This is a genomic window from Campylobacter concisus (assembly GCF_002913765.1).
Lineage (GTDB): Bacteria > Campylobacterota > Campylobacteria > Campylobacterales > Campylobacteraceae > Campylobacter_A > Campylobacter_A concisus_BB.
In genome coordinates this window covers 80,310-101,804 of sequence record NZ_PPCH01000008.1, presented here as the reverse complement: position 1 = coordinate 101,804, position 21,495 = coordinate 80,310, and the positions used below count along the sequence as shown (strand labels likewise).

The following is a 21,495-nucleotide window of genomic DNA, read 5'->3' as shown; positions in this document are numbered from 1 at the left end:
CCTTAGTATGCGTGATGATCGTTTTTGATCTCATCTTGCGTGATCTTCTTGCTATCTATCGCTCTCCAGACGATGAAGATATAGGCAAGTACTACTGGCACTAGCAAGCTAACATAGGCCATAACGCCAAGTGTATAGTGGCTTGAGCTTGCATTTTTGATAGTTAGCGAGCTAGAGAGGTCGCTAAATGACGGATAAAATGCAGTGCCATTTAGTCCTGTTATCAAAAATAGCGCGGTCACAGCAAGCGTTACGCCAACGCCGTAAGCAAAAATTCCACGGATACTTTTTGTAAATGCTCCTTGGAAAATTCCAACAAGCACCAAAAGAACGCCAACAAGTAGTAGCACGCCAGCGACAGGCATCTCGATCAAATTTATAGCGTATTTGTAAGCAACAAGGCTAACTACGCCGTTTGCGTCGTATGCAAAGCCATCTTTTGTAAGTATCCAAGCAAGAAAGCCTAGGAAAAATGGCAAGAATAGCACGGTGTTAATAAGTAGCTGTTTTCTAGCGTTTTGTATAAATTCGCCATCAGCGATGTTGTTTATAAGATATAAGCAACCGCCTACGCGAGATAAGAAAAACATCGCTATGCCAAGCAAATACAAGTAAGGATTTGCCAATGCTTCAAGACCGCGAAATGGAGTTTTCCACTCGACAAAATTGTGCTCATTTAGCACAAAGTCGCTGCCACTAAAAAATGTACTAACCGCCATGCCGATAAGGATAACGCCAAGTGAGCCATTTATGAAAAGGAAAATTTCATAAGTTCTAGCACCCAAGAAGTTATCAGGCTTTTTGCGGTACTCGTAGCTTACAGCTTGGATGATAAAGCAAAATAAAATAGCCAGCCAAACCCAGTAAGCGCCACCAAAGCTAGTAGCGTAAAATAGCGGGAACGCCGCAAAGCACGCGCCACCAAACATAACAAGCGTCGTAAATGTAAGCTCCCATTTTCTACCGATAGAATTTATGAGCATATCTTTTTTAAGCTCGTCCTTGCCAAGGCTAAAGATGAGCGACTGACCGCCTTGAACAAACATCATAAATACCAAAAGTCCGCCAAGAAGGCTAACTATAAACCACCAATAAATTTGTAAATTTTCTAAGCTTAAACTATGCATGATCGTTAAATCCTATCTTTATTTGCTTAAGCATGATCTTGATCTCGGCTATCAGCAAGACCGTAAATAAAACAGCAAATAATATAAATGAAATTTTGACATTTGAGTCAGATAAATTTGTAGCTCCTACGCCAACGGTCATGAGATCTTGTATCGCCCATGGCTGACGGCCGACCTCTGCTACTATCCAGCCAGCCTCAGCTGCGATGTAGCCAAGCGGTATGGTAAAGAGGCAGATCCACAAAAATGCTCTTATGTTTTCGAATTTATATTTTCTTGAGAGATTTAGATAAAGAGTGATAGCAAAAAGAGCTATGAAATATGTGCCAAGTGCAACCATGATGTGGAAGCTATAAAATGTAAGTGCAACTGGTGGCACAGCATCTTTTGCGTCCTTAAGATAGCCATATCCTAAGAAATTTAGGTTGCTCTCTAAATTTGAAAGCGAGCTTTTCATCAAGCTCTCGTCATTTGCTTTTTTAGCCTCTTTGTAGTTTTTAAGAGCTTCGATAGCTACTTTGCCTTTTGCCATCTTCTCTTCTACGCTTATTAGATTGTGCTCGCTGTTGCCATAAAGTAGGTCGTTTATGCCCGGTGTAAATGAGTCAAGCTCTCTGTTTGCCATGATGCCAAGTGCGTAAGGTACCTTTATCTCAAGCAAAAAGGCATCGCTCTCATCGCCAAGCTTTTTAGCTGGGTTTAAAATACCAGCAGCAACTAGGCCAGCATTTTTCTCGCCCTTGTAAAGTCCCTCCATGGCTGCAAGTTTCATAGGCTGCTTTTGAGCTGCAAGATATGCGCTCTCATCGCCGCTAAGTAGCAAAAATGCCGAAGTGATAAGACCAAATGCGCTAGCAACGACGATGCTTTTTTTAGCAAGCAAGATATGGCGTTTTTGGATCAAAAACCAAGCAGAAATTCCTATCACAAAAAGAGCTGAGATAGTGTAGCCACTAGTTACTGTGTGTAAAAATTTAGTTATGCCAAGTGGATTTAGCGCGACTTCGAAGAAATTTTGCATCTCCATTCTAGCTGTATCTGGGTTAAATTTCATGCCTATTGGATACTGCATCCAGCCATTTGCGATCAAGATCCAAAGTGCGCTTAAATTTGAACCTATCGCAACAAGCCAAGTTGAAAGCAGGTGAAATTTCTTACTAACTTTATCCCAGCCAAAAAACATAATGGCAAAAAATGTACTCTCCATGAAAAATGCGAGCAAGCCTTCAATCGCAAGCGGAGCACCGAAGATATCGCCTACAAACCAGCTATAGTTTGCCCAGTTTGTACCAAACTCAAACTCCATGATGATGCCAGTTGCCACACCGATAGCGAAATTTATACCAAAGAGCTTTAGCCAAAATTTCGTTATCTCAAGCCAGGCCTTATCGCCAGTTTTGACATATATCGTCTCCATAATGGCGATGATAAAACTTAGCCCCAACGTAAGCGGGACAAACAAAAAGTGGTAAATGGCAGTCAGCGCAAACTGAGCCCTAGACCAATCAACAAAATCCATCTCAGACATTTTATTCCTTTATTAAATTACGAATTACAAATTCGCTTTTTTCTTCGTCGGTTTGAAATTTGGTATTAAGAGTTTCATCAAAGATGAAGACCTTTAAAATTCCAAACATAATGATAAGCTTTATCGCTATGAGAAGCCATAGTTTCTTGCCTATTTTCATATTTTTAAAGCCGTCTATATATAAAGAGGCGATGTTTTTTAAGCAGTTTTTAATCATGATGTCGAAGTCTATAACAAAAAAACTTAAAGAATAATTTTTAAAAATTGCAAGATTAATGCCTTACTAAATATTTAAGGGGTATAATCGGCAGATTAAAAAATAACTAAAGTTAAGGAAATTTTGATGGCAAAAGAGACGAAGTATATTTTTATCACAGGTGGCGTTTTAAGCTCACTTGGAAAAGGCATCGCAGCTGCGTCTATCGCGACATTACTTAAAAATTCTGGCTTAAAGGTGAGCGTTTTAAAAGCTGACCCATATATCAACGTAGACCCAGGCACGATGAGCCCGCTAGAACACGGCGAAGTCTTCGTCACAGACGATGGCGCGGAGACAGACCTAGACCTTGGTCACTACGAGAGATTTTTAGATGAGAGCCTAAGTCAGGATAATAACTTCACAACAGGCAGAGTTTATAGCTCGGTGATCGAAAAAGAGCGCCGTGGCGACTACCTTGGAAAGACTATCCAAGTGATCCCCCACATCGTTGGCGAGATAGTTGATCGTATCAAAAAAGCAGGCGAGGGCAAAGATGTACTCATCGTTGAGATAGGCGGAACCGTTGGCGACATCGAGGGACTACCATTTTTAGAGGCGATAAGAGCGCTAAGAGTAGAAGTTGGTAAAAAAAGAGCGCTAAATATCCACCTAACGCTTGTGCCATTTATCAAAGTAGCTGGCGAGTTAAAGACAAAGCCAACCCAGCACAGCGTAGGAGAGCTAAGACGCATCGGCATAAGCCCAGATATCATCATCTGCAGATCTGAAATGCCACTAAACCGTGAGCTAAAAGATAAGATCGCAGCAAGCTGTGGTGTGGAGAAAAACTGCGTCATAGAGAGCTTAGATAGCGCAAGTATCTATCAAATTCCACTCTCATTTTTAAAGCAAGATATCTTAACGCCGATCGCTGAAAATTTAGGCTTTGGCGAGCTAAAACCAGACATGGCAAACTGGGATAGCCTAGTAAAAAGGATCATCGCTCCAACAAACGAAACTACAATCGCCTTTGTAGGTAAATATATCGATCTAAAAGAGAGCTACAAGAGCCTAACTGAGGGCATCATCCACGCTGGAGCAAATTTGGACGCTAGGGTAAATTTACGCTGGATAGATAGCGAAAAGATAGAAGAGAGCAATGTAAATGAGCTTTTAAAAGACGTGGATGGTATCTTAGTAGCTGGTGGCTTTGGAGAAAGAGGCGTTTTAGGCAAGATGCAAGCCATAAAATTTGCTCGTGAGAATAAGATCCCATATCTTGGAATTTGCCTTGGTATGCAGCTGGCACTAATCGAGTTTGCAAGGGATGTTTTGGGCTTAGAAGATGCAAATTCTATGGAGTTTAACAAAGAGTGTAAAAATCCTATCATCTATCTAATAGATAGCTTCATCGATGCTCACGGCAAAAAGCAGATAAGAACGCACACAAGCCCACTTGGCGGCACTATGAGGCTAGGTGCTTACAACTGCGACATCAAGCCAAAGACGCTTTTGGCTGAAATTTATGGCAACGCAAAGAGCGTAAAAGAGCGCCACCGCCACCGCTACGAGGCAAATCCAAAATATAAAGAGGTTTTTGAAAAGGCTGGTCTAATAGTAAGTGGTGAAAGCGACGGACTGGTAGAGGCGATCGAGCTAAAAGACCATCCGTGGTTTGTAGGCGTGCAGTGTCACCCTGAATTTACTAGCCGCTTAACTAGACCAAACCCTGTAATACTGGGCTTTATAAAAGCGAGCTTGGCTAATCACGTAAAATGATAAATTTGGCAAGCTTTCTTGCCAAATTTTCTTTAAATTACTCTCAAAATTTATATTAAAAATAAAAGTAAACGTATTATTGATAAAATTTAAATCATTTAAGTATTTTTTAATCTTGCTAAACATACAATGCTTACGCAATCATTTATAAAGGAGAAAAAATGAAAAATTGCGTTTTAAAAAGTGTTTTGGCACTTTCACTTGCTGGCTCATTTGCTTTAGCACAAGGTGGATTTGTCGGAGTTGAGGGCGGCTATGATTTTAGCTCAAAGCTAAAAGACAATGATGGTCTTAGTTTTAAGGATAATAGACCAAACATTGGCATCAAAGGCGGTTATGACTTTGACGTAGCTAGAGTTTATGGTGGATACTTCTATCATACAGAGGCAAAAGATAACTTTAACTATACTGATGATGGCGTAAAACACGATGTTAGTATAAAATGGACAACACATAAATTTGTAGTAGGTGGTGACTATACTCCAGCTATAACAGATAACTTTAAGTTAATAGCAGGCTTATACACTGGTATTTCAGTTGTAAATTTTAAAGCAAGACTTTATACAAATACACTTAAAGCGACTTATGATACAACAAAGGCTGGTTGGCTAGTTGGCACAAGACTTGGTGCAGAGTATAGCTTTGATAAAAATAATGCACTTGAATTTGGTATAAAAGCAGATAGATCTTGGTATAGCACTGATGAAGATCTTGATAACCTTAAATCAACAGATATCGGCGCTTATCTAGGCTACACATATAAATTTTAATTTTTGGGGTCTTATGACCCCTTATTTTTACTTAAAATTTCTCTCATTTTTTACTTCAAATTTACAATGGCTAATTTATAAAGAGTATCAATTTAACAAAAGTTTTTTGCCCTAAAAATCTTACTTTCAATGAAAATTATAAGAAATTAAATTTCAAAAAGATATAATCAAAGCATTCAAAATAAAGACGAAAGATTACGATGAAAAAAAAGCATTTTTGTTGTCAAATTTTTGGCAGTTTGGGCGTAAATTTAAGTGAGCAAATAGCATTAGTCAAAGTTGGCAGGGCGTCAAAAAGTCCTTGCCAAAGCTATGTTAACTAAAGAGGATATAAGGAATTTACTAGCACGTAGATTTTGTAACGACATACACAAAAAACTTAGTGAAATTCCAACGCCAAGCGCTCTAAAGGATATCTACAAAGGCGCTAATCGCATCAAAGAAGCGATCGAGAGAAACGAGCATATTGCTATTGTTGGCGATTATGACGTTGATGGCGTGGTTTCAAGTGTGATTTTAGCCGAGTTTTTTGATGATCTTGGCGTAAAAAATTACCTAGTAAAGATCCCAAACCGCTTTAAGGACGGATACGGCTTAAACCCTGAGATCATCGACGAGCTTGCAAGCGATGTAAGTCTAATAATCACCGTTGATAACGGCATTTCGGCTAATGAGGCAGCTAGCATCTGCAAAGAAAAAGGCATCGATCTTATCATCACAGATCACCACATGCCACCAGCCGTTTTGCCAGAAGCCTACGCTATCATCAATCCAAAACAAGAGGACTGTAACTTCCCAAATATCGAAATTTGCGGTGCTGAAGTGGCTTGGTATTTGGTTGGAGCGCTAAAGGATGTTTGCAAGCTAAACTACGATATGAGTAAGTTTTTAGAGCTTTTAGCCATCGCGATAATAGCTGATATGATGGAGCTAAGAGATATGAACAGGATGCTTGTTCGCATGGGTATTTGCAAGCTAAATGCCTCTAAGCGCTCGGCATTTTGCGTCATAAAAGAGTTTTACGGCAAGGATAAATTTGAGTGTGATGATATCAGCTTTCTTATAGCGCCTCTTATAAATTCAGCCGGACGCATGGACGATGCGATGAACTCATTTAACTTCTTGCGTGCAAAGAGCATCGAAGAGGCTTACAACTACCTTGATACGATCATTGAATTTAACAACTCCAGAAAAGAGGAGGAGCGCCAACTCTTTGAGTGCTCGCTAAAGGACGTAAAAGAGGACGATGAGGTCATCATCACTTGGGGAGAGCAGTGGCATGAGGGCGTGATCGGCATAGTAGCTAGCCGCCTTGCAAAGCACTTTGCAAAGCCAGCTATCGTCTTTAGCATCGACAAGGGCCGTGCAAAAGGCAGTGCCAGAAGCGTTGGCAAGCTTGATATCTTGTCACTCATCGCAAGCCACGAAGATCTGCTAACAAGCTACGGCGGTCACAAAGGTGCAGCAGGGCTAACTCTTGCGCCTGAAAATTTGGAAAAATTTAAAGAGGCGATAAATAAAAGCTGCTCATGCCTAAATATGCAAGAGCGCAAAAGCTCAGATGAGCTACTTGGCGACATAATGCCAAGCGAGATCGATTTTGAACTACTTGAAATTTTGGAATTTTATGAGCCGTACGGACAGAAAAATCCACGCCCAGTCTTTAAGATAGAAAACGCTGTCGTGAAGAACGAAAGACTTATAGGTAGGGATCAAAATCACTTAAAACTTATCTTGCAAAAAGACAACAAGACGCTTGAGGCGCTATTTTTCAACTTCACAAGGCACGTTAGAGTAGGCGAAATGATAGATATCATCTTTTGCGTATCTAAAAATTCGTTCCGTGGGCTTGTTACGCCACAGCTTCTCATAAGAGAAATTTTATAAATTTGAGATGAAAATGGCTTTAAATTTTTCTCTTTTATTAAAGTAAAAAGATGGACAAACTAAGAAGAAAAAGAACAAGTAAAGTTAAAAATAAAAAAGAGGCAGATCCTTCTAATGCCAATAATGCCAAACTAAGCACTACTCATAAATTTATAATATCGATTGCGCTTGGTATCTTCTTGGCCCTTTGCGAGATAGCTTATAAAGAGGCTAAAAAACATGAATGCGAGGATCGCTGGGATAGATCATTAGGACCAGAAGCGCTTGGTGGCGGCGGTATAGTGCGTGGCCTTTTAAAGGCTGGCTGTGGTGCTGAAAGCAGCTATGAGCATCACTATATACATCATAGAAGAGGATGGTAAATTTAATACTTCGACTAGCTCTTTGTCCTCTTGCATTACACTTGCAAATGCTTCTTAGGATGCCAAATTTTTAGATATTTTTTGAAAGTTATAAATTTTATCTATTAAATTTAATGGGTTATTTGATAAAAATACAGAAAAGCTAGAAATTTAAGCTTTTTTGGAAATAGTTTATCTCTAAAAATCATTTAGCTGACTTCTTGTATCCCAGCTTCTCGTGCGAGAAATTTTATAACATTTTTGAAATTTAACGACTAGGTGTTACTTTTTAATAATTCAAAATTTTATAAATTTATCTTTATAAATCCCTAAAATACGAATTTTATAAACAAAGTAAATTTATCAATGCTTATTTAATATTATAAATTAATAATATTTTAAATAAAAATCCGTAAAATTACATTTACATTATATTTTTAAAGGATTGAAAATGAAAAGTTCATTTTTGAAAGCTAGCATTATTGCGTGTGCGGTTTGCTCATTTGCTATGGCAGAGGGAGCATTTATTGGTTACGAGGGCGGATACTCTTTTGCGTCAAATTGGAAAGAGAAAACAACAGACGGCGAGAGCGGAAGCGTTAGAAAAGGTCAATTTAACAGCGGTGTAAAAGCTGGTTATGATTTTGACAGCTTCAGAGCTTACGGTGCTTATTTTTATAGCTTTCAAACAAAAAAACAAATAGAAGACGATGATGACAGATTTACTGTTAAATGGAAAAAGCATAGTTTGCTAGCTGGAGTTGATTACACTCCAAACATCACTGAAGACATTAAACTTGTTGTAGGTGGCTACACTGGCGTATCTAGACTTTTGATAAGCAGAGATGACGAGAATAAAAAATTCTATGACACAGGATTTGTTTTAGGCGCTAAATTTGGTGCTGAGTACCTACTTGATCAAAACAACATCCTAGAAGCTGGCATGAAGACTGACTACACTTTCTATAAAGCAGATGATGTTAGCAGAGTTAGAGAGAGCAACATCGGTCTTTACGTAGGCTACACTTATAAATTTTAATATTAAACATTCCCTCCTTAAGAAATTTGCGTCCTAGTTTGGGCGCAAATTTATCTCTAGTATTTTTATCATTAAATTTAATATACTTTGCAAAAAGGCTACAAAATGAAGAAAATAATATTGGCTCTTTTTATCCTTTTAACGGCTGCGTTTGCGGTTGATTGTAATAATGCATTTATTAAAGCTGTTGTAAGTATGATCGATGAGCCAGCTCCCACAAGAGTCGATGAAAATAGCGTAATAATGGGTGCTACATGCCAAAATGAGACCCTAAAAACCACGTTTGTTATAAATGATAGCGAGGATATTAAATTTAGTAAATTTACTAAAGAGCAGATAGATGAGTTTAAAAAGATGCAGACTGAAATGCTAAAAGAGGACTTTTGTAGTAGTAAAAATCCTCTTATCGATAAAGCCTCGTGGATATACAACTACGCAAATGGCAAAAATTTTACTGTGATAAATTTGACAAAAGATGATTGTAAGTAAGATTTTCTGGGGTTGCCCCCAGAGATTTAAGCTTTTTTGTCTTCAAGCTCTTTTAGATGAGCTTTTACAAACTCGCCAAATTCGTCTTGAGTTAGCACTCTTTTAGCAAGTTTTTCCTTACATTTTTTGCCAAGCTCGCCAAGTGTTGCTCTGTTTTTTTGGCTTTGTGATTTGCCAAATTTTGAAAGGATCGCATTTAGCTCATGCTCTTCACCGAAATTTACTAGCTCTTTATCTAGTGCCATTTTCTCTCCTTTGATGAAAATTTTTTCTAATTTTAAAATTTAATAGTAAATATAAAAAATTTAAATTTTAAAGGCTGAAAAGAGCCAAAAAATAGGGCTTTGTTAAATTTAAATTTCACATAGATTAAACGCGTAATAGTAAAATCACGAAAATTTTTAAAGGAGAAGTATGAAAAATTTACTTGTAAAATCAAGCTTGGTTTTAGCTTTAGTTAGTTCAGCTGCACTTGCGAAGGGCGCATTTGTCGGCGGCGAGGGCGATTATTCGTTCAATTCAAAGATCAAAACTAAAAATATCGCAAAAAGCGAAAAAAATAACTTCAACAAAGGTCACTACGGACTTGGCTTTTATGGCGGTTATGATTTTGACAGCTATAGAGCGTATGGTGGCTACTACTACGACTTTAAAGCTAGAAAAAATGCTGGCGAAGCAGACGCAAAATGGAGCAAACATAAGCTTTTAGCAGGCGCAGACTACACACCAAACATCACAGAAAACTTTAAAGCTGTGCTTGGCGGTTACGCTGGTCTTGGTTATCTAAGTGTTAGACAAAGCTTTGAAAACGAAACTAGCAAGAAAAATTTCAAAGGTTTGTTGATTGGTGCAAAAGCAGGTGGTATCTACTCATTTGACGCTCACAACGCGCTTGAGTTTGGACTAAAAGCTGATAAGACATTTTATAAGAAAAATAGCGGCGCTCAGCTAAGAGATACAAGTGTTGGAATTTACACAGGCTACACTTATAAATTCTAAAAATCTAAATTTATGGCAAGGCTTAGGCTTTGCCTCTCCTAAAAACTCACATTTATTCTTTAAATTTATAACTCAAGTAACTTTTAAGCGGCACGAGATAGAATGGCTCTTATCTAAAAAGGAGAAAAATGAAAACAAAATCGCTTCTTGTCATTGTGCTCTGTGCTGTTTTTAGTAGCTTTGCCTTTTGTGAGCCAAAAAGCGAGCCAACGCTAACAAAAAGTAGAAATTTAGTTGGTCAGACGGTGCCAGGCGCTATTTTGGGCGTTAAGGTGCCAAAGGAGTATCAAGCGAAATTTGATAGCGCAAAACCTAGGATGCAGGAATTTTTAGCAAATATGGCATGCTATAAGGCTAATAAAAATGATAAATTTATGGAAGGTGGCACAATGGCACCTGCGCTAAGAAGAGATGATAGCCATTCAAAAAGGGCTAGTGGCACTTGTAGCGATAACGTCGATATCTTGAGTATAGAAAATGTGAAATTTATCGCCAAAAACGCATCTAGTTTTAGCGTTACATTTATCACGGCGGATGGCGAAGAAACTACAAAATTTGATGATATTGTATTTACGCAGCACCCTAGCGGCGAGTGGCTGGTTAGGTGGTAGTTGTAGAGGTAAAGCCTCTACTCTCTGCCCTCAAGAAGTGGCACAAAAAGGCACTCGTCTAAAAACTCTTTTTCTAAATTCCCACTCTCGTCTTTTCTAAATTTAGCGATAAACTGCTTGCCATCTCTTTTCATCGGAGCGACCAAGATGCCGCCATTTTTTAGTTGAGCGAATAAATTTGGCGAGATCTCATCAGCAGCAGCCGAGAGTAAAATCCTATCAAACGGCGCGTAGCTTCGCCAGCCGTTGTTGCCATCATCATATCTTACGTGTACGTTTTTGATCTTTAGCGCCTCGAAGCGTTTTTTTGCCTCCATGGCTAGCTTTTCTATGCGCTCAACGCTAAAAATTCTATGTGCGAGCTTGCTTAATATCGCTGCTTGATAGCCGCTGCCACAGCCTATTTCTAGGATGTTATCCACGTTTTCGCACTCTAGCGCCATCGTCATCTTTGCCACCGTTAGCGGCGAGCTGATCCATTGATTACCCAGTATCGGCTGCGCGTCAAGCTTGTAAGCATGTGCAGGGATAGGCACGAAAATTTCGCGCTCGGTTGTTGATATCGCGTCAAACAAAAGCGGACTTAGCGTGATCTCATCGGCTATGTCGCTAGCTAAATTTTGGCATTTTATCGCTTCTAATTGGGTCAAAATTTCTATCCTAAACAAATTTTAAATCGTTATTATACGATTTAAAGCTTATCTTAAAATTTATAAAAGCCCTAAATTTTTCTTTATCTGCGCTATCAAATTTGCGTCAAAAACCGCGCTTTGCTCTAGCGTGCCATCTGGCAAAAAGACCCCAGCGAGCTCAAGATCAAGCGAGCTTGAGATCATGACGTAGCAGTTGTTTGCGATCGCAAGCGCCTTGCAAAGGCTAAGGTAGGCTTCTTCTCTAGCCTTGCCCCACATGGCTGGCACCATGATGATGTCGCACCCTTTTAGCTTTGCCCAAAGCCTGCTATCACGCAGCTCAAAGCATATCAGTACGCCAAGCCTTAGCCCTCTAAATGTAAATGCATTTATATCGCTCACCTCGCCAGCGGCAAAGATCTCATGCTCTAAATTTGGCCTAAAAAGCTCAGCCTTAAACTGCGAATGAAAGACGTTGTTTGAGTTAAGAAGTAAAAATTCGTTATAAATTTTTGGTTGGTGCGGATTTAGATTTGAAATTTGAGCGAGCCCTGCGCTTTTGTTTAGGCTGCTAAGGTGCGTAAAACCAAGAAATTTATCTGGGCTAAGCGCCTCTTGCAAGCGCTCAAGCAGCATCGCATCAAAGCTGCCTATCATGCCACCAAGCATCGCTTTGTTTGCCCCAGCAAAAAAGCCATCAAAGTCGTAGCCACTGATGCAAAGCTCGCTTGCAAGTAGGAGAGAGTTTTCAGGTGCAGCCTCAACTAAATTTGCAAGCTCTTCTAGCCGATCTGTTGCATTTTTTGCCTTTAAAGTTAGGCTTATTAGGTTTAAATTTTCGCTCATTTATTTTCCAAATACAAATATAGTTTGCTTTGGCGCATGGCAATTTTCTGGAATTCTAAAATCCATATCCGTCCCACCAATTTCAGGTGTTGGCTTTAGCAAAACAGTTATAGCTGTGATCTTATCATCACGCCCTGAAAGCGGGTCGTTAAAGACCCAAACTTCATAAGAAAACGAGGTTTTATCGTCAAAATATACCATCCTAGTCTCTTTTAGGTCGCTATATTTGAAGTTGCATGTTTTGTTTATCTCTTTAAAAACATCAACAACAAGCGCAGAGCCAATAGGCGCTAGACTTGGCCAAACATCGCCAGCTGGCATGCTTTGGTAAGTGATGGCATCTTTGGTTTCATTCGTTTTTGCAAGTATGTAAGGGTTAAAGCTATTTAGTAAATCCTTATTTGCTATGCTAATGGCTCTTTCATTGCTACTACTCGCACACCCCACAAAAAGCACGCAGGAAAGGGCTAAGATGCCATTTTTAAAAGTCATCAAAGCTGATACTTCCCTTGCTGTAGTTTGTCACCTTTGCTTCAAAGAAATTTGACTTTTGGTCGTTAAATTTCGCAAAATCATCGACCCATTTGATCGGGTGAGCGACGTTGTATTTGCGTTTTAGGCCGATCGCAACTAGGCGCTGGTCGATGAGATAGTGGATGTACTGCTCGATGATATCATCAGTAAAGCCCATTATCTGGTTTTGAGTGATGTATTTGCCCCATTTGATCTCTAAATTTCCAGCTTTTTCAAACATATCATAAATTTTTGCCTCAGTCTCAGGCGTGAAAAGATCAGGCCTCTCTTTGCGGACTGAATTTATCATGTTTTGAAACAAAAGCAGGTGCGTGATCTCGTCGCGTTGGATGAAGCGTATCATCTGCGCTGAGCCTAGCATCTTGCCAGCGCGCGCCAGCGCATAAATCGCCGTAAAGCCACTGTAAAAGTAGATCCCCTCTAAAATTTGGTTCGCAACCATCGCAAGAAGTAGCTTCTCGTCAGTCACTTCGCCTGCAAGCTCCTCATAAACGCTTGAGATGTAGTCATTTTTCTCGCGCAAGACGTCGTCGTGCTTCTCCATCTCGTAGATGAGGTCGGTGTTGTCACAGATCGCCTCGACCATGACAGCGTAAGACTTGCTGTGGTTTGCCTCTTCGTAGGCTTGGCGGCTTAGCACGGCGTTGATCTCTGGTGCGGTGATGTAGGGGTTGATGTTGTCAGCTAGGTTGTTTGTCTGAAAGCTATCCATCGATATGAGCTGGCTCCAGACGAGATCGTACATGCGTTTTTCAGCCTCTGTGAGGTTGTAGGCGTAGTCGCGCACGTCGTCGGTGGTATCGACCTCTTTTGGAAACCAGGTGTTTGCCTCCATGAGGTCCCAAAGCTTTAACGCCCACTCGTATTTCGCCTTGGTGAAATTTAAAATGCCGTGTGGATTGCCGTTAAAGACTCTTCTGTCGGTCAAATTTTCATTTGAACTTGGGTTGTAAATGCGTTTTCTGTTCATAAATTTCTCTCTTGTTTGTGGTAAAAATTTCTTAAAATCTTACCCAAAGCAAGGTAAAAATTTACTTTTATTTAGAGTGCTTTGCTCCTTTTTATGGTCATTAAAAAGCCAGTTATTATTAGTAAAACGGCGATCACGCAAGAGATGGCAAAGACGATCTGACCGACCTCGCCAAACATCTCTCCAGTATGCAGGCTAAGCACTTTTCGACCTGCCTTTTTAGCCTCTGGGATGCTATCACTCTTGCTAACAAGCTTATTTTCTTTTATCTTGCCAGCGCTTGCGTCAAGCTTTAGCTTGCCTACCTGACTCTCGGCAGTTTCGTAGTTTATTGTGTAGGTGCTTTGGTTGTTTTCAGGCATGTTTATCGTGAGGGATTTTAGCTCTAGCGTGACATTTTCTTTAAAAATTTGCTCCGCAACCTCGATCTCTTTCAATTTCTCATCGCTTATTGGGGTCAAATTTCTTTGTGGCATTGCCCTTTGTGCTTGGCTTGGCTTTAGTTCGAAAAATACGCTATTTACGCCGCTTCTGACCCAGCCATAAGACCAGTAAAGGCCAGTTAGCGACATCACGACAAGCAGGATCGCCACGTATGTGCCAAGGCTCGTGTGGAGGTTGTAAAAGCAGGCATAGCCCTTTGCACTTGGCTTGATTTTGAGCGAATTTAGCAAATTTCGCTTGATCGCTGGGGCGTAGAGGATGAGGCCGCTTATGGCAAGAAGTGCCATGATGATCGAGCTAATGGCGACTATTTGCTTGCCGATGTTTGCTGGGACTTTGCTATCAAGCAGGGCAAGGCCTAAATTTCTATGCAGGCTTAATATTATCATGCGAGTTTTCTCGCCCAAATCTTCGCTGATCACCTCGCCATTTCTTGGATCAATGAAGAAATTTAAGAGCTTTTTATCTTTAGTGACACTGATGCTATAAGCTTTGTTTTCACCGCCGATTTGTACGTTTTCAAGCGTGTCAAATTTGATCTCACTTTTTGCTTTGGCGAGGATCTCGCTTAAGCTTAAATTTGGCTTTTCGCTAGGCGTTAAATTTATATATTTTTCATTTATCGCAGACTTAATCTCCTCTCTATAAGAGGCAAATGGCGCTGCAAGTGTCATGATAAGTAGCGGTATAGTCGCGATTAGACCGATTATTAGGTGGATGTTGAAAATGATTTTGTTACGCTTGAAAAGCATATATCTCCTTTTAATTTTAATAACGAATATTAATTTATTTTTTGTTAAGTAGAGATAAAATTTAGAAGATTATTTTTTAGTTATCTGGATGTGATTTTGGATTTTGTGTCTGGCAAAAGTAGCTCAAATGTTGAAATAGCTGCACTTAGATCTTTTTTGTCTAAAAATTTAAACGGCCTTAGCAGGTAGTAAAGTGGCTTAAATTTGACTATTAAGCGCAAAGAGTGCTCGTAAATTTCGCTGCCATTAGTCTTAATGTACTCATCAATCGCCTCCTTTACAAGCTCGTTTGAAATTTTTTGTCGGTAGAGCTCGTGGATGAAAACTAGCAGATCACGGCACTTTCTAAGCTCTATATCATCGCTAAAAAATTTTGACTCAAAATCAAGAAATTTTATCTCGTCATTTTTTATGGCGATATCCCTAAGCGCTGGGCGTCCGTGTGCGAAATTTAGTGCGTGAAGTCCAGCTAATGCGCGGGCTGCTTTTAGTAAAATTTCATGCTTAAAATTTTCATCGGTGCTATATTTAAATAGTCTAGCAACTGGCTCACCAACATCTTCTATAACGAAAAATTCATCACTTTTTAACACGAGTTTTGGAGCAGGAGCATTTGCCTCGTTTAAAATTTCAAGCTTTTTTATCTCAGCGGCAAATGACTTATAAGGGTTTGGCTTAAAAATTTTAGTTAAAAAGCTGCCCTCAATGCTCTTTTCAATGCGTTTTAACCAAAATTTTTGCCCATCAAATTCAAAGCTAAATACACGCTCATCATGGTGATTTTTTAAAATTTCATTTATATATTGTTTTAAATTATGCATTTTGTAAATGTAGCGAAAGAATTCTAAATTTTTACATATATTTGACGTAAAATTTCATGAAAAACGTGAAAATATTTGTAAGCAAGAAAGAGAGTAAAATCATGGTGGAGTTAAGCGGGATCGAACCGCCGACCTCTTGAATGCCATTCAAGCGCTCTCCCAGCTGAGCTATAACCCCAAAAGATTTGGTATTTTATCTTTTTATGGCTTACATTTTTTTGAAAGTCGTTTTTATAAAATAAATTTTTAAGCAACTTTTGGGTAACATTGCAACCTTTAATGCGGGAATAGCTCAGGGGTAGAGCACAACCTTGCCAAGGTTGGGGTCGCGAGTTCGAATCTCGTTTCCCGCTCCATTAAATTTTGCCCGAGTGGCGGAATGGTAGACGCAAGGGACTTAAAATCCCTCGGTAGTTTTTACCGTACCGGTTCAAGTCCGGTCTCGGGCACCACCAAAACGGCGACATGGCCAAGTGGTAAGGCATGAGCCTGCAAAGCTTTGATCCCCGGTTCGAATCCGGGTGTCGCCTCCAACTTCAAAAATAACTACATAAAGGGTTAACGATGAAAAAATTGCTTTTAATAGTATGCATGGCATTTTTTGCAGTAGGTTGTTCAAACACTTGGCACGGCGTAAAAGAAGATACGCATAATGCTAAAGAATGGACCAAAGAAAAGGTTAATAGCGGCGCTAGTTACGTTAAAGAAAAAACAGAATAATTCTTAGTGGTTATAGCAAATTTTAAGCAAAGTTGGCTATAATCACAAATCTTTAATTCGGGAGATGGCTGAGCGGTCGAAAGCGGCGGTCTTGAAAACCGTTGAGGTGTGAAAGCCTCCTGGGGTTCGAATCCCTATCTCCCGGCCACTTCAAATTTCAAATCACTTTTTATTTTTCAGTCATTTCTATTTTCAATTTTTTAGAATTTGGGCTCAATATAACTTAATATAAACATGATCTATGTTAAATTGTGGCAAAAACTGTGTTCTTGGAAAAGCTAAAAATAGCAGAATTTTAATCTCAAAAAAGTGTGAGAACAAAGTAAATTTAACGCTTGGATGAAAATATACAAAAGTTACCTTGACACTAAAGAGCAAAAGGCAATAAATGTGCCTTACCAGATGGAGAAACAAGTGTCGTTTTAAGTAATAGCAAGGTCGCTGTAAATGCCATAAAAGAGAGCGTCTTGCCAGAGGGTAAAAACGTAGAGGTTTTGACGATGCAGTCCATTAAAGGTCTTGAAGCGCAAAATGTCATCATCCACAACTTTTTGCCGTTTTTACAGACCATATATAAAAATGAAATGGCGCTTTTTTATAGAAAAATTTACGTCTTACTAACTAGAAGCCGTGAAAATTTATATATCTCACTGCCTAAAAATTTGGATGAAAATTTGCCAGATGAGATAAAAAAGGTGGTAGAGATCATCAAAAAATACGCCACTATCACACAAGACCTGCCTCCGAAAAACGAACAAATAAAAGAAAAATCAAGCCTAAAACTAGCCTCAATAAAGCCAGTTTTAAGGGACGTAAAAGATGGAGCCGAGCTAGTGGTGGCAGGCAGTCAGCTCTTTGCCATCATAGCTGGGCTTTTTGCATAGTAAATTTTAATGGCAGCCGCAGCCACAACCACATCCGCCGCTTTGTTTTATCGCGTCAAAAACTGCGTCGTAGTTTGGCTCCTCGGTCACTTCAGGGACGATTTGCTTGTGGATGATGACGCCATCTTTGATGACAAATACCGCTCTTGCAAGTAGGCCTTTTAGCGCTCCATCACTCATCAGTATGCCGTAGTTTTGGGCAAATTCGCCGTATCTAAAGTCGCTTCCCACACGCAGGTTTGCTATGCCCTCAGTCGTGCAAAATCTCCCCATCGCAAATGGCAAATCATTTGAGATGATGCTAAGTTTTACGCCGTGTTTTCCAGCTACTTTTTCGTTAAATTTACGAGCCTCAGCCGCGCAAACGCCAGTATCTAGTGATGGCAAGCAGACAAGCACCTCTATGCCGTTATTTCCGCCCACGCTAAATTCGCTAAGATCTTGCGCTACGACTCTTGCCTCAGGCGCATAAGAGCCGACAAATAGCTCATTTCCGCTTAAATTTACATCACTACCTTTAAATTTTGTAGTTGCCATGATTTCTCCTTATCTTTTAGCTTTTTTAAACGCTTGATCAAGGTCGGCTATTAGATCATCGACATTTTCGATGCCGATGGCTAAACGAAGCAAATTTTGCTTTATGCCGATCTTATCTAGCACCTCTTTTGGATATGCCTCGTGCGTCATCGTAGCAGGCCTGCAGATAAGGCTCTCTACGCCACCAAGGCTCACTGCTAGATCAAAAATTTCTAGCGCTTTTACAAATTTATTTACATCATATTTTTCATCAAGCTCAAATGAGATAAGAGCACCGATATCGCTTGCTTGAGCTGCTTGCATCTTGGCCTCTTGCTCGCTGTATGAGCCAGGGAAATGCACCACGCTAACGGCGTCATTATTCTGCAAAATTTTGATGATTTTATGGGTGTTTTGCGTTTGTCTGTCAAACCTAACGCTAAGCGTTTTAAGCCCACGTATTAGGTAGTATGCGTCCATCGGACTGATGATGCCACCAAGTGTGTTTTTAGCAAATTTTATCTTTTCAGCCAAAGCATCATCGTTTAGCGTGACGATACCAGCGATCACGTCAGCGTGTCCGCCGATATACTTTGTAGCGCTATATACCACGATGTCAGCTCCGTGCTCAAGCACTTTTTGATAGTAAGGTGTCAAAAATGTGTTATCCACGATGACTAGAGCGCCCTTTTTGTGAGCGATCTTTGAAATTCTAGCGATATCAGTCACTCTTAAGAGAGGGTTTGAGGGAGTTTCTATGAAGATGGCTGCCACGTCGTCGCTTATGTCATCTTCGCTTAAAAAATTTAGATCATCTATAAATTCGCTCTTTATGCCGTGGCTTTCAAAAACTGTCGTAACATATCTATATGTGCCGCCATAGACGTTGCTATTTAGCAGGACTTTTTGCCCTGTTTTTATAAGGCTAAGTGCGGCTGCTGTTGCTGCCATGCCTGAGCCAAAGCTAAATGCGTATTTGCTGCCTTCAACTTTAGCAAAGATAACATCAAATGCCTTTTTTGTAGGGTTGTTGCCGCGTGAGTAGGCAAATTCTTGAAAATTTTCAAGGTCATCTTGCACGAAGGTGCTAGCTAAAAATACAGGCGGAACGACCGCTTTGTTTGGGTTGTTTTTAGCTTCGATGCCTTTTACGATGAGAGTGTCTAGTTTCATAAATTTCCTTTTTAAAAATTTACGAAATTTTACATGATAAAGATTAATTTTCCCCAAACCCACCCAAAATATAGCCAAACCAGTAGGTGGTAGTAAAAGTGCTTTTTAAATTTGCATTTGTAAGATTGCTAAGACTAAATTTAAGCTTTTGCCTGGTCTTCGCAAGCCGCCAATGTATGGTTTTTTACTCGCTTTTGGCTAAATTTTTACCATAAATTTTACTCTACTAGATCAACCGACCAGTTTGCCTCCTGAAGCTTCATCTCAAGCTCTCTGATCTCTTTTGAAAGCGCATCTACTTGCTTTTGAAGTGTAGCCACATCGACTGTGCTTAAAATTTTAATCTCGCTGTTTGAGTAAAGATCGACCTTTTGACTAGCGCTCGTGGCAAACTCCCTAAGCACGTTTGCTTTTAGCACCAAAGCGTCCTTTTTGGCGATCATCTCAGTGAGGCTCATGCCATCAAATTTTGCACTTGAGTTTGTTAAATTTATAGAGCAAATGAGCGTAAAAAGCTCGCTTGTTAGCTTGTCAAGCTCTTTTAAAAGAAGCTTTGGATCCTCGCTTGGACTTTCATTCTCCTGCGTTTTTGCGTTGCTAAGTAGTCTAACTTTTAGCTGTTCGATGCGCTTTTGCGTGTCAGATCTTAGGATGAGAGCCTGAGCTAGTTTCATCATTTTTCCTTTTTTGGTATTAAATTTTTAAATCATCTTAGTATCTTTTGGGTTATAATTGATTTAAAATTTTATTTAAGGAAAAGCTATGAAGTACGATTTTGACACATTAGTAAGCAGAGAAGGCACAAACTCATCAAAATGGCGTATGAAGAGCGATGTTTTGCCGATGTGGGTTGCAGATATGGACTTTAAGGCCGCACCTGAGATCTTAAGCGTCTTGCAAAAGCGCCTTGATAACGGCGTCTTTGGCTACTCTTTCATCCCAAAAGAGTGGAACGAAGCGATAAAGAGCTGGTGGCAAAGACGTCACAACGTGAGCTTTGAAAACGAGTGGATGTGCTTTTGCACTGGCGTCATACCTGCTATCTCGACTGCCATTAGGAGATTTAGCAGTCCAGGAGATCAAATTTTAGTGCAAGCACCTGTCTATCACGTCTTTTTTAACTGCATCAAAAACAACGGACGTGAAATTTTATCAAACGACCTCGTCTATAAAAATGGCTCTTACGAGATCGACTTTGAGGACCTCGAGGCAAAGCTAGCTCAGCCGCTAACTACCATGATGCTTCTTTGCAACCCTCACAACCCAATAGGCAAAATTTGGGACAAAGAGACGCTTAAAAAGATAGGCGAGCTTTGCTATAAGCACGATGTCTTGGTTATCAGCGACGAAATTCACTGCGACATAACTGATCCTGGGCTAAACTACGTGCCATTTATCAGCGTTAGTGAGGAGTGTAAGAATAACTCGATCACGTGCATCTCGCCTACAAAGGCCTTTAACATAGCTGGTCTTCAAAGCTCAGCCGTCGTCACGCCAAATGAAAAGATCAGATCAAGGCTAAATGCCGCCATCAACTACGATGAGGTCGGCGAGGCAAATGCCTTTGCGATCATCGCCGCAATCGCCGCGTTTAACGAGGGCGAGGCGTGGCTTGATGAGCTTAGAGGGTATCTTTTTGAAAACAAAAAGGTCGTTGCAAACTTCATAAAAGAGCAAAATCTGCCAGTGAAGCTCTTGCCATCAAGTGCGACCTATCTTTTGTGGCTTGACTGCAGTGCGTTTTGCGAGGATTCGAGCGAATTTATGAATTTCTTGCGCGATAAAGCTGGACTTTGGCTAAATGACGGCAACGCTTACAGAGGAGATAGATTTTTCCTTCGTATGAATATCGCAACGCAGCGCGAAAGGGTGCTTGAAGGGCTAAAACGCTTGCAAAATGGTATAAATTTATACACTTCAAAAAGATAAATTTTGGCTGGGTGGCTTTGAAATTTAAGCCACCCTTGCTTGATACAAAATAGCTTTTGAAGCAACAAATACTGCCCCCCAATTTCTTAAATATCAAAGTAAGTTTTACTCATAAATTTAAAGTGTAGCGTGCCTATGCTGTTTTTTGTTGCATTAAATTTAAGCGTGAGTTGCTTGGTCGCAACAAGTCAGATCACAAGGCTAGTTTTGCCATTTTGCTACTTCGCTAGCATGTGTTACAGTGCCAAAATAGCGTCGTGGTCGCACTTGGGGTTTTAAGCTGTAAATCGCGATCATTTTGAGCATTAATGTGGCTTTCGCTCATAAATTTAGAAGTTTAAATTTGAAATAGAGAAATTTAAGAGCAAGATATTGCCGTTGGTCTTGATTTGCGTTAAATTTAAAGCAAAAAGCCATTAAATGCGAATGCTCAGGGTTACTTTCAAAGCAACAAAGACCGCGATCATTTTGAGTATCAGGACGTTTTTAAATTTAAAGTAAAAGC

Annotated in this window: 24 protein-coding genes and 5 tRNA genes; 15 read left to right on the top strand and 14 right to left on the bottom strand. The window is 39.9% G+C overall.

Going from position 1 to position 21,495, the window contains the following annotated elements; all coding sequences use genetic code 11:
- Positions 1-2 precede the first annotated feature (2 nt).
- Genes CYO89_RS02870 through CYO89_RS02860 form a run of 3 tightly spaced genes read right to left on the bottom strand, consistent with a single transcriptional unit; the run spans position 3 to position 2,872 of the window.
- Positions 3-1,130, bottom strand: a complete 1,128-nt coding sequence (locus CYO89_RS02870) for a cytochrome d ubiquinol oxidase subunit II (protein WP_258031722.1) — start codon at positions 1,128-1,130, stop codon at positions 3-5.
- On the bottom strand, positions 1,120-2,655 hold the full coding sequence (locus CYO89_RS02865) for a cytochrome ubiquinol oxidase subunit I (RefSeq protein ID WP_103597065.1): 1,536 nt from the start codon (positions 2,653-2,655) through the stop codon (positions 1,120-1,122). The genes CYO89_RS02870 and CYO89_RS02865 overlap by 11 nt, the downstream gene beginning before the upstream one ends.
- 1 nt (position 2,656) lies before the next feature.
- Positions 2,657-2,872 (bottom strand): DUF4492 domain-containing protein, encoded by a 216-nt coding sequence (locus CYO89_RS02860; protein ID WP_009295224.1) that lies wholly within the window; start codon positions 2,870-2,872, stop codon positions 2,657-2,659.
- Between the two features lie 126 nt (positions 2,873-2,998).
- On the opposite strand from CYO89_RS02860, the gene CYO89_RS02855 reads away from it, so the two are divergent.
- The 6 genes from CYO89_RS02855 to CYO89_RS02830 all read left to right on the top strand — a co-directional run bounded on the left by CYO89_RS02855 (position 2,999) and on the right by CYO89_RS02830 (position 9,159).
- Positions 2,999-4,633, top strand: a complete 1,635-nt coding sequence (locus CYO89_RS02855; RefSeq protein WP_103597064.1) for a CTP synthase — start codon at positions 2,999-3,001, stop codon at positions 4,631-4,633.
- Between the two features lie 161 nt (positions 4,634-4,794).
- The gene (locus tag CYO89_RS02850; protein ID WP_103597063.1) at positions 4,795-5,403 is read left to right on the top strand and encodes an outer membrane beta-barrel protein; all 609 of its coding nucleotides are present in this window, start codon (positions 4,795-4,797) and stop codon (positions 5,401-5,403) included.
- Positions 5,404-5,715: 312 nt separating this feature from the next.
- Positions 5,716-7,290 (top strand): single-stranded-DNA-specific exonuclease RecJ, encoded by a 1,575-nt coding sequence (recJ, locus tag CYO89_RS02845; RefSeq protein WP_103597062.1) that lies wholly within the window; start codon positions 5,716-5,718, stop codon positions 7,288-7,290.
- 50 nt (positions 7,291-7,340) lie between these two features.
- Positions 7,341-7,652 carry a hypothetical protein gene (locus CYO89_RS02840; protein ID WP_103597061.1) on the top strand — a complete coding sequence of 104 codons (312 nt, stop codon included), beginning with the start codon at positions 7,341-7,343 and terminating at the stop codon, positions 7,650-7,652.
- Between the two features lie 430 nt (positions 7,653-8,082).
- Positions 8,083-8,670 carry an outer membrane beta-barrel protein gene (locus CYO89_RS02835; protein WP_159071344.1) on the top strand — a complete coding sequence of 196 codons (588 nt, stop codon included), beginning with the start codon at positions 8,083-8,085 and terminating at the stop codon, positions 8,668-8,670.
- A gap of 105 nt (positions 8,671-8,775) precedes the next feature.
- Positions 8,776-9,159: a hypothetical protein gene (locus tag CYO89_RS02830; protein ID WP_103597060.1), complete on the top strand. Its 384-nt coding sequence runs from the start codon at positions 8,776-8,778 to the stop codon at positions 9,157-9,159.
- A gap of 26 nt (positions 9,160-9,185) precedes the next feature.
- Here CYO89_RS02830 and CYO89_RS02825 read toward each other — a convergent pair whose 3' ends face one another.
- A complete protein-coding gene (locus CYO89_RS02825; RefSeq protein ID WP_012140605.1) occupies positions 9,186-9,404 on the bottom strand; it encodes a hypothetical protein in 219 nt (72 codons plus the stop codon).
- A gap of 169 nt (positions 9,405-9,573) precedes the next feature.
- Here CYO89_RS02825 and CYO89_RS02820 point away from each other — a divergent pair, with 169 nt between their 5' ends.
- On the top strand, positions 9,574-10,158 hold the full coding sequence (locus CYO89_RS02820; RefSeq protein WP_103597059.1) for a hypothetical protein: 585 nt from the start codon (positions 9,574-9,576) through the stop codon (positions 10,156-10,158).
- Positions 10,159-10,286: 128 nt separating this feature from the next.
- Positions 10,287-10,769: a hypothetical protein gene (locus tag CYO89_RS02815; protein WP_103597058.1), complete on the top strand. Its 483-nt coding sequence runs from the start codon at positions 10,287-10,289 to the stop codon at positions 10,767-10,769.
- Positions 10,770-10,786: 17 nt separating this feature from the next.
- Here CYO89_RS02815 and CYO89_RS02810 read toward each other — a convergent pair whose 3' ends face one another.
- The 7 genes from CYO89_RS02810 to CYO89_RS02780 all read right to left on the bottom strand — a co-directional run bounded on the left by CYO89_RS02810 (position 10,787) and on the right by CYO89_RS02780 (position 15,946).
- Positions 10,787-11,419: a protein-L-isoaspartate(D-aspartate) O-methyltransferase gene (locus CYO89_RS02810; protein WP_103597057.1), complete on the bottom strand. Its 633-nt coding sequence runs from the start codon at positions 11,417-11,419 to the stop codon at positions 10,787-10,789.
- 60 nt (positions 11,420-11,479) lie between these two features.
- Positions 11,480-12,247, bottom strand: a complete 768-nt coding sequence (locus CYO89_RS02805) for a carbon-nitrogen hydrolase family protein (RefSeq protein ID WP_103597056.1) — start codon at positions 12,245-12,247, stop codon at positions 11,480-11,482.
- Positions 12,248-12,742, bottom strand: coding sequence for a hypothetical protein (locus CYO89_RS02800; RefSeq protein WP_181001871.1), 495 nt, complete (start codon positions 12,740-12,742; stop codon positions 12,248-12,250).
- Entirely contained in the window at positions 12,729-13,751 is a 1,023-nt protein-coding gene (locus CYO89_RS02795) for a ribonucleotide-diphosphate reductase subunit beta (protein ID WP_009494790.1), read from the bottom strand. The genes CYO89_RS02800 and CYO89_RS02795 overlap by 14 nt, the downstream gene beginning before the upstream one ends.
- Before the next feature lie 71 nt (positions 13,752-13,822).
- A complete protein-coding gene (locus CYO89_RS02790; protein ID WP_103597054.1) occupies positions 13,823-14,947 on the bottom strand; it encodes a PepSY-associated TM helix domain-containing protein in 1,125 nt (374 codons plus the stop codon).
- Positions 14,948-15,027: 80 nt separating this feature from the next.
- Positions 15,028-15,768 carry a phosphotransferase gene (locus CYO89_RS02785; RefSeq protein ID WP_103597053.1) on the bottom strand — a complete coding sequence of 247 codons (741 nt, stop codon included), beginning with the start codon at positions 15,766-15,768 and terminating at the stop codon, positions 15,028-15,030.
- A 102-nt stretch (positions 15,769-15,870) separates the two neighbouring features.
- Positions 15,871-15,946: transfer RNA gene (locus CYO89_RS02780), tRNA-Ala, on the bottom strand.
- Between the two features lie 103 nt (positions 15,947-16,049).
- Between CYO89_RS02780 and CYO89_RS02775 the strand changes: the two genes are divergently transcribed.
- From CYO89_RS02775 to CYO89_RS02755, 6 genes are all read left to right on the top strand, one after another.
- Positions 16,050-16,124 (top strand) — tRNA-Gly (locus tag CYO89_RS02775).
- 9 nt (positions 16,125-16,133) lie between these two features.
- Positions 16,134-16,220: transfer RNA gene (locus tag CYO89_RS02770), tRNA-Leu, on the top strand.
- 7 nt (positions 16,221-16,227) lie between these two features.
- Positions 16,228-16,301: transfer RNA gene (locus tag CYO89_RS02765), tRNA-Cys, on the top strand.
- Positions 16,302-16,332: 31 nt separating this feature from the next.
- Positions 16,333-16,488 (top strand): hypothetical protein, encoded by a 156-nt coding sequence (locus CYO89_RS10305; protein ID WP_009295236.1) that lies wholly within the window; start codon positions 16,333-16,335, stop codon positions 16,486-16,488.
- A 58-nt stretch (positions 16,489-16,546) separates the two neighbouring features.
- Positions 16,547-16,636 (top strand) — tRNA-Ser (locus CYO89_RS02760).
- Positions 16,637-16,988: 352 nt separating this feature from the next.
- Complete coding sequence (locus CYO89_RS02755) at positions 16,989-17,372, top strand: hypothetical protein (protein WP_181001870.1); 384 nt, start codon at positions 16,989-16,991, stop codon at positions 17,370-17,372.
- Positions 17,373-17,378: 6 nt separating this feature from the next.
- Here the strand turns inward: CYO89_RS02755 and tpx are convergent, their stop codons facing one another.
- The 3 genes from tpx to CYO89_RS02740 all read right to left on the bottom strand — a co-directional run bounded on the left by tpx (position 17,379) and on the right by CYO89_RS02740 (position 19,735).
- Complete coding sequence (gene tpx / locus CYO89_RS02750) at positions 17,379-17,909, bottom strand: thiol peroxidase (RefSeq protein ID WP_103597051.1); 531 nt, start codon at positions 17,907-17,909, stop codon at positions 17,379-17,381.
- A gap of 9 nt (positions 17,910-17,918) precedes the next feature.
- Positions 17,919-19,061, bottom strand: coding sequence for a trans-sulfuration enzyme family protein (locus tag CYO89_RS02745; RefSeq protein ID WP_103597050.1), 1,143 nt, complete (start codon positions 19,059-19,061; stop codon positions 17,919-17,921).
- Between the two features lie 218 nt (positions 19,062-19,279).
- A complete protein-coding gene (locus CYO89_RS02740) occupies positions 19,280-19,735 on the bottom strand; it encodes a DIP1984 family protein (protein ID WP_103597049.1) in 456 nt (151 codons plus the stop codon).
- Positions 19,736-19,823: 88 nt separating this feature from the next.
- Here CYO89_RS02740 and CYO89_RS02735 point away from each other — a divergent pair, with 88 nt between their 5' ends.
- Positions 19,824-20,990, top strand: a complete 1,167-nt coding sequence (locus CYO89_RS02735) for a MalY/PatB family protein (protein WP_103597048.1) — start codon at positions 19,824-19,826, stop codon at positions 20,988-20,990.
- Positions 20,991-21,495 lie beyond the last annotated feature (505 nt).

Excerpts from the sequence above, each read along its gene's own strand:
- CYO89_RS02865 (WP_103597065.1), bottom strand. The coding sequence starts at position 2,655 with ATGTCTGAGATGGATTTTGTTGATTGGTCTAGGGCTCAGTTTGCGCTG.
- CYO89_RS02860 (WP_009295224.1), bottom strand. The coding sequence starts at position 2,872 with ATGATTAAAAACTGCTTAAAAAACATCGCCTCTTTATATATAGACGGC.
- CYO89_RS02855 (WP_103597064.1), top strand. The coding sequence starts at position 2,999 with ATGGCAAAAGAGACGAAGTATATTTTTATCACAGGTGGCGTTTTAAGC.
- CYO89_RS02850 (WP_103597063.1), top strand. The coding sequence starts at position 4,795 with ATGAAAAATTGCGTTTTAAAAAGTGTTTTGGCACTTTCACTTGCTGGC.
- recJ (WP_103597062.1), top strand. The coding sequence starts at position 5,716 with ATGTTAACTAAAGAGGATATAAGGAATTTACTAGCACGTAGATTTTGT.
- CYO89_RS02840 (WP_103597061.1), top strand. The coding sequence starts at position 7,341 with ATGGACAAACTAAGAAGAAAAAGAACAAGTAAAGTTAAAAATAAAAAA.
- CYO89_RS02835 (WP_159071344.1), top strand. The coding sequence starts at position 8,083 with ATGAAAAGTTCATTTTTGAAAGCTAGCATTATTGCGTGTGCGGTTTGC.
- CYO89_RS02830 (WP_103597060.1), top strand. The coding sequence starts at position 8,776 with ATGAAGAAAATAATATTGGCTCTTTTTATCCTTTTAACGGCTGCGTTT.
- CYO89_RS02825 (WP_012140605.1), bottom strand. The coding sequence starts at position 9,404 with ATGGCACTAGATAAAGAGCTAGTAAATTTCGGTGAAGAGCATGAGCTA.
- CYO89_RS02820 (WP_103597059.1), top strand. The coding sequence starts at position 9,574 with ATGAAAAATTTACTTGTAAAATCAAGCTTGGTTTTAGCTTTAGTTAGT.
- CYO89_RS02815 (WP_103597058.1), top strand. The coding sequence starts at position 10,287 with ATGAAAACAAAATCGCTTCTTGTCATTGTGCTCTGTGCTGTTTTTAGT.
- CYO89_RS02805 (WP_103597056.1), bottom strand. The coding sequence starts at position 12,247 with ATGAGCGAAAATTTAAACCTAATAAGCCTAACTTTAAAGGCAAAAAAT.
- CYO89_RS02795 (WP_009494790.1), bottom strand. The coding sequence starts at position 13,751 with ATGAACAGAAAACGCATTTACAACCCAAGTTCAAATGAAAATTTGACC.
- CYO89_RS02790 (WP_103597054.1), bottom strand. The coding sequence starts at position 14,947 with ATGCTTTTCAAGCGTAACAAAATCATTTTCAACATCCACCTAATAATC.
- CYO89_RS02785 (WP_103597053.1), bottom strand. The coding sequence starts at position 15,768 with ATGCATAATTTAAAACAATATATAAATGAAATTTTAAAAAATCACCAT.
- CYO89_RS10305 (WP_009295236.1), top strand. The coding sequence starts at position 16,333 with ATGAAAAAATTGCTTTTAATAGTATGCATGGCATTTTTTGCAGTAGGT.
- CYO89_RS02755 (WP_181001870.1), top strand. The coding sequence starts at position 16,989 with ATGCAGTCCATTAAAGGTCTTGAAGCGCAAAATGTCATCATCCACAAC.
- tpx (WP_103597051.1), bottom strand. The coding sequence starts at position 17,909 with ATGGCAACTACAAAATTTAAAGGTAGTGATGTAAATTTAAGCGGAAAT.
- CYO89_RS02745 (WP_103597050.1), bottom strand. The coding sequence starts at position 19,061 with ATGAAACTAGACACTCTCATCGTAAAAGGCATCGAAGCTAAAAACAAC.
- CYO89_RS02740 (WP_103597049.1), bottom strand. The coding sequence starts at position 19,735 with ATGAAACTAGCTCAGGCTCTCATCCTAAGATCTGACACGCAAAAGCGC.
- CYO89_RS02735 (WP_103597048.1), top strand. The coding sequence starts at position 19,824 with ATGAAGTACGATTTTGACACATTAGTAAGCAGAGAAGGCACAAACTCA.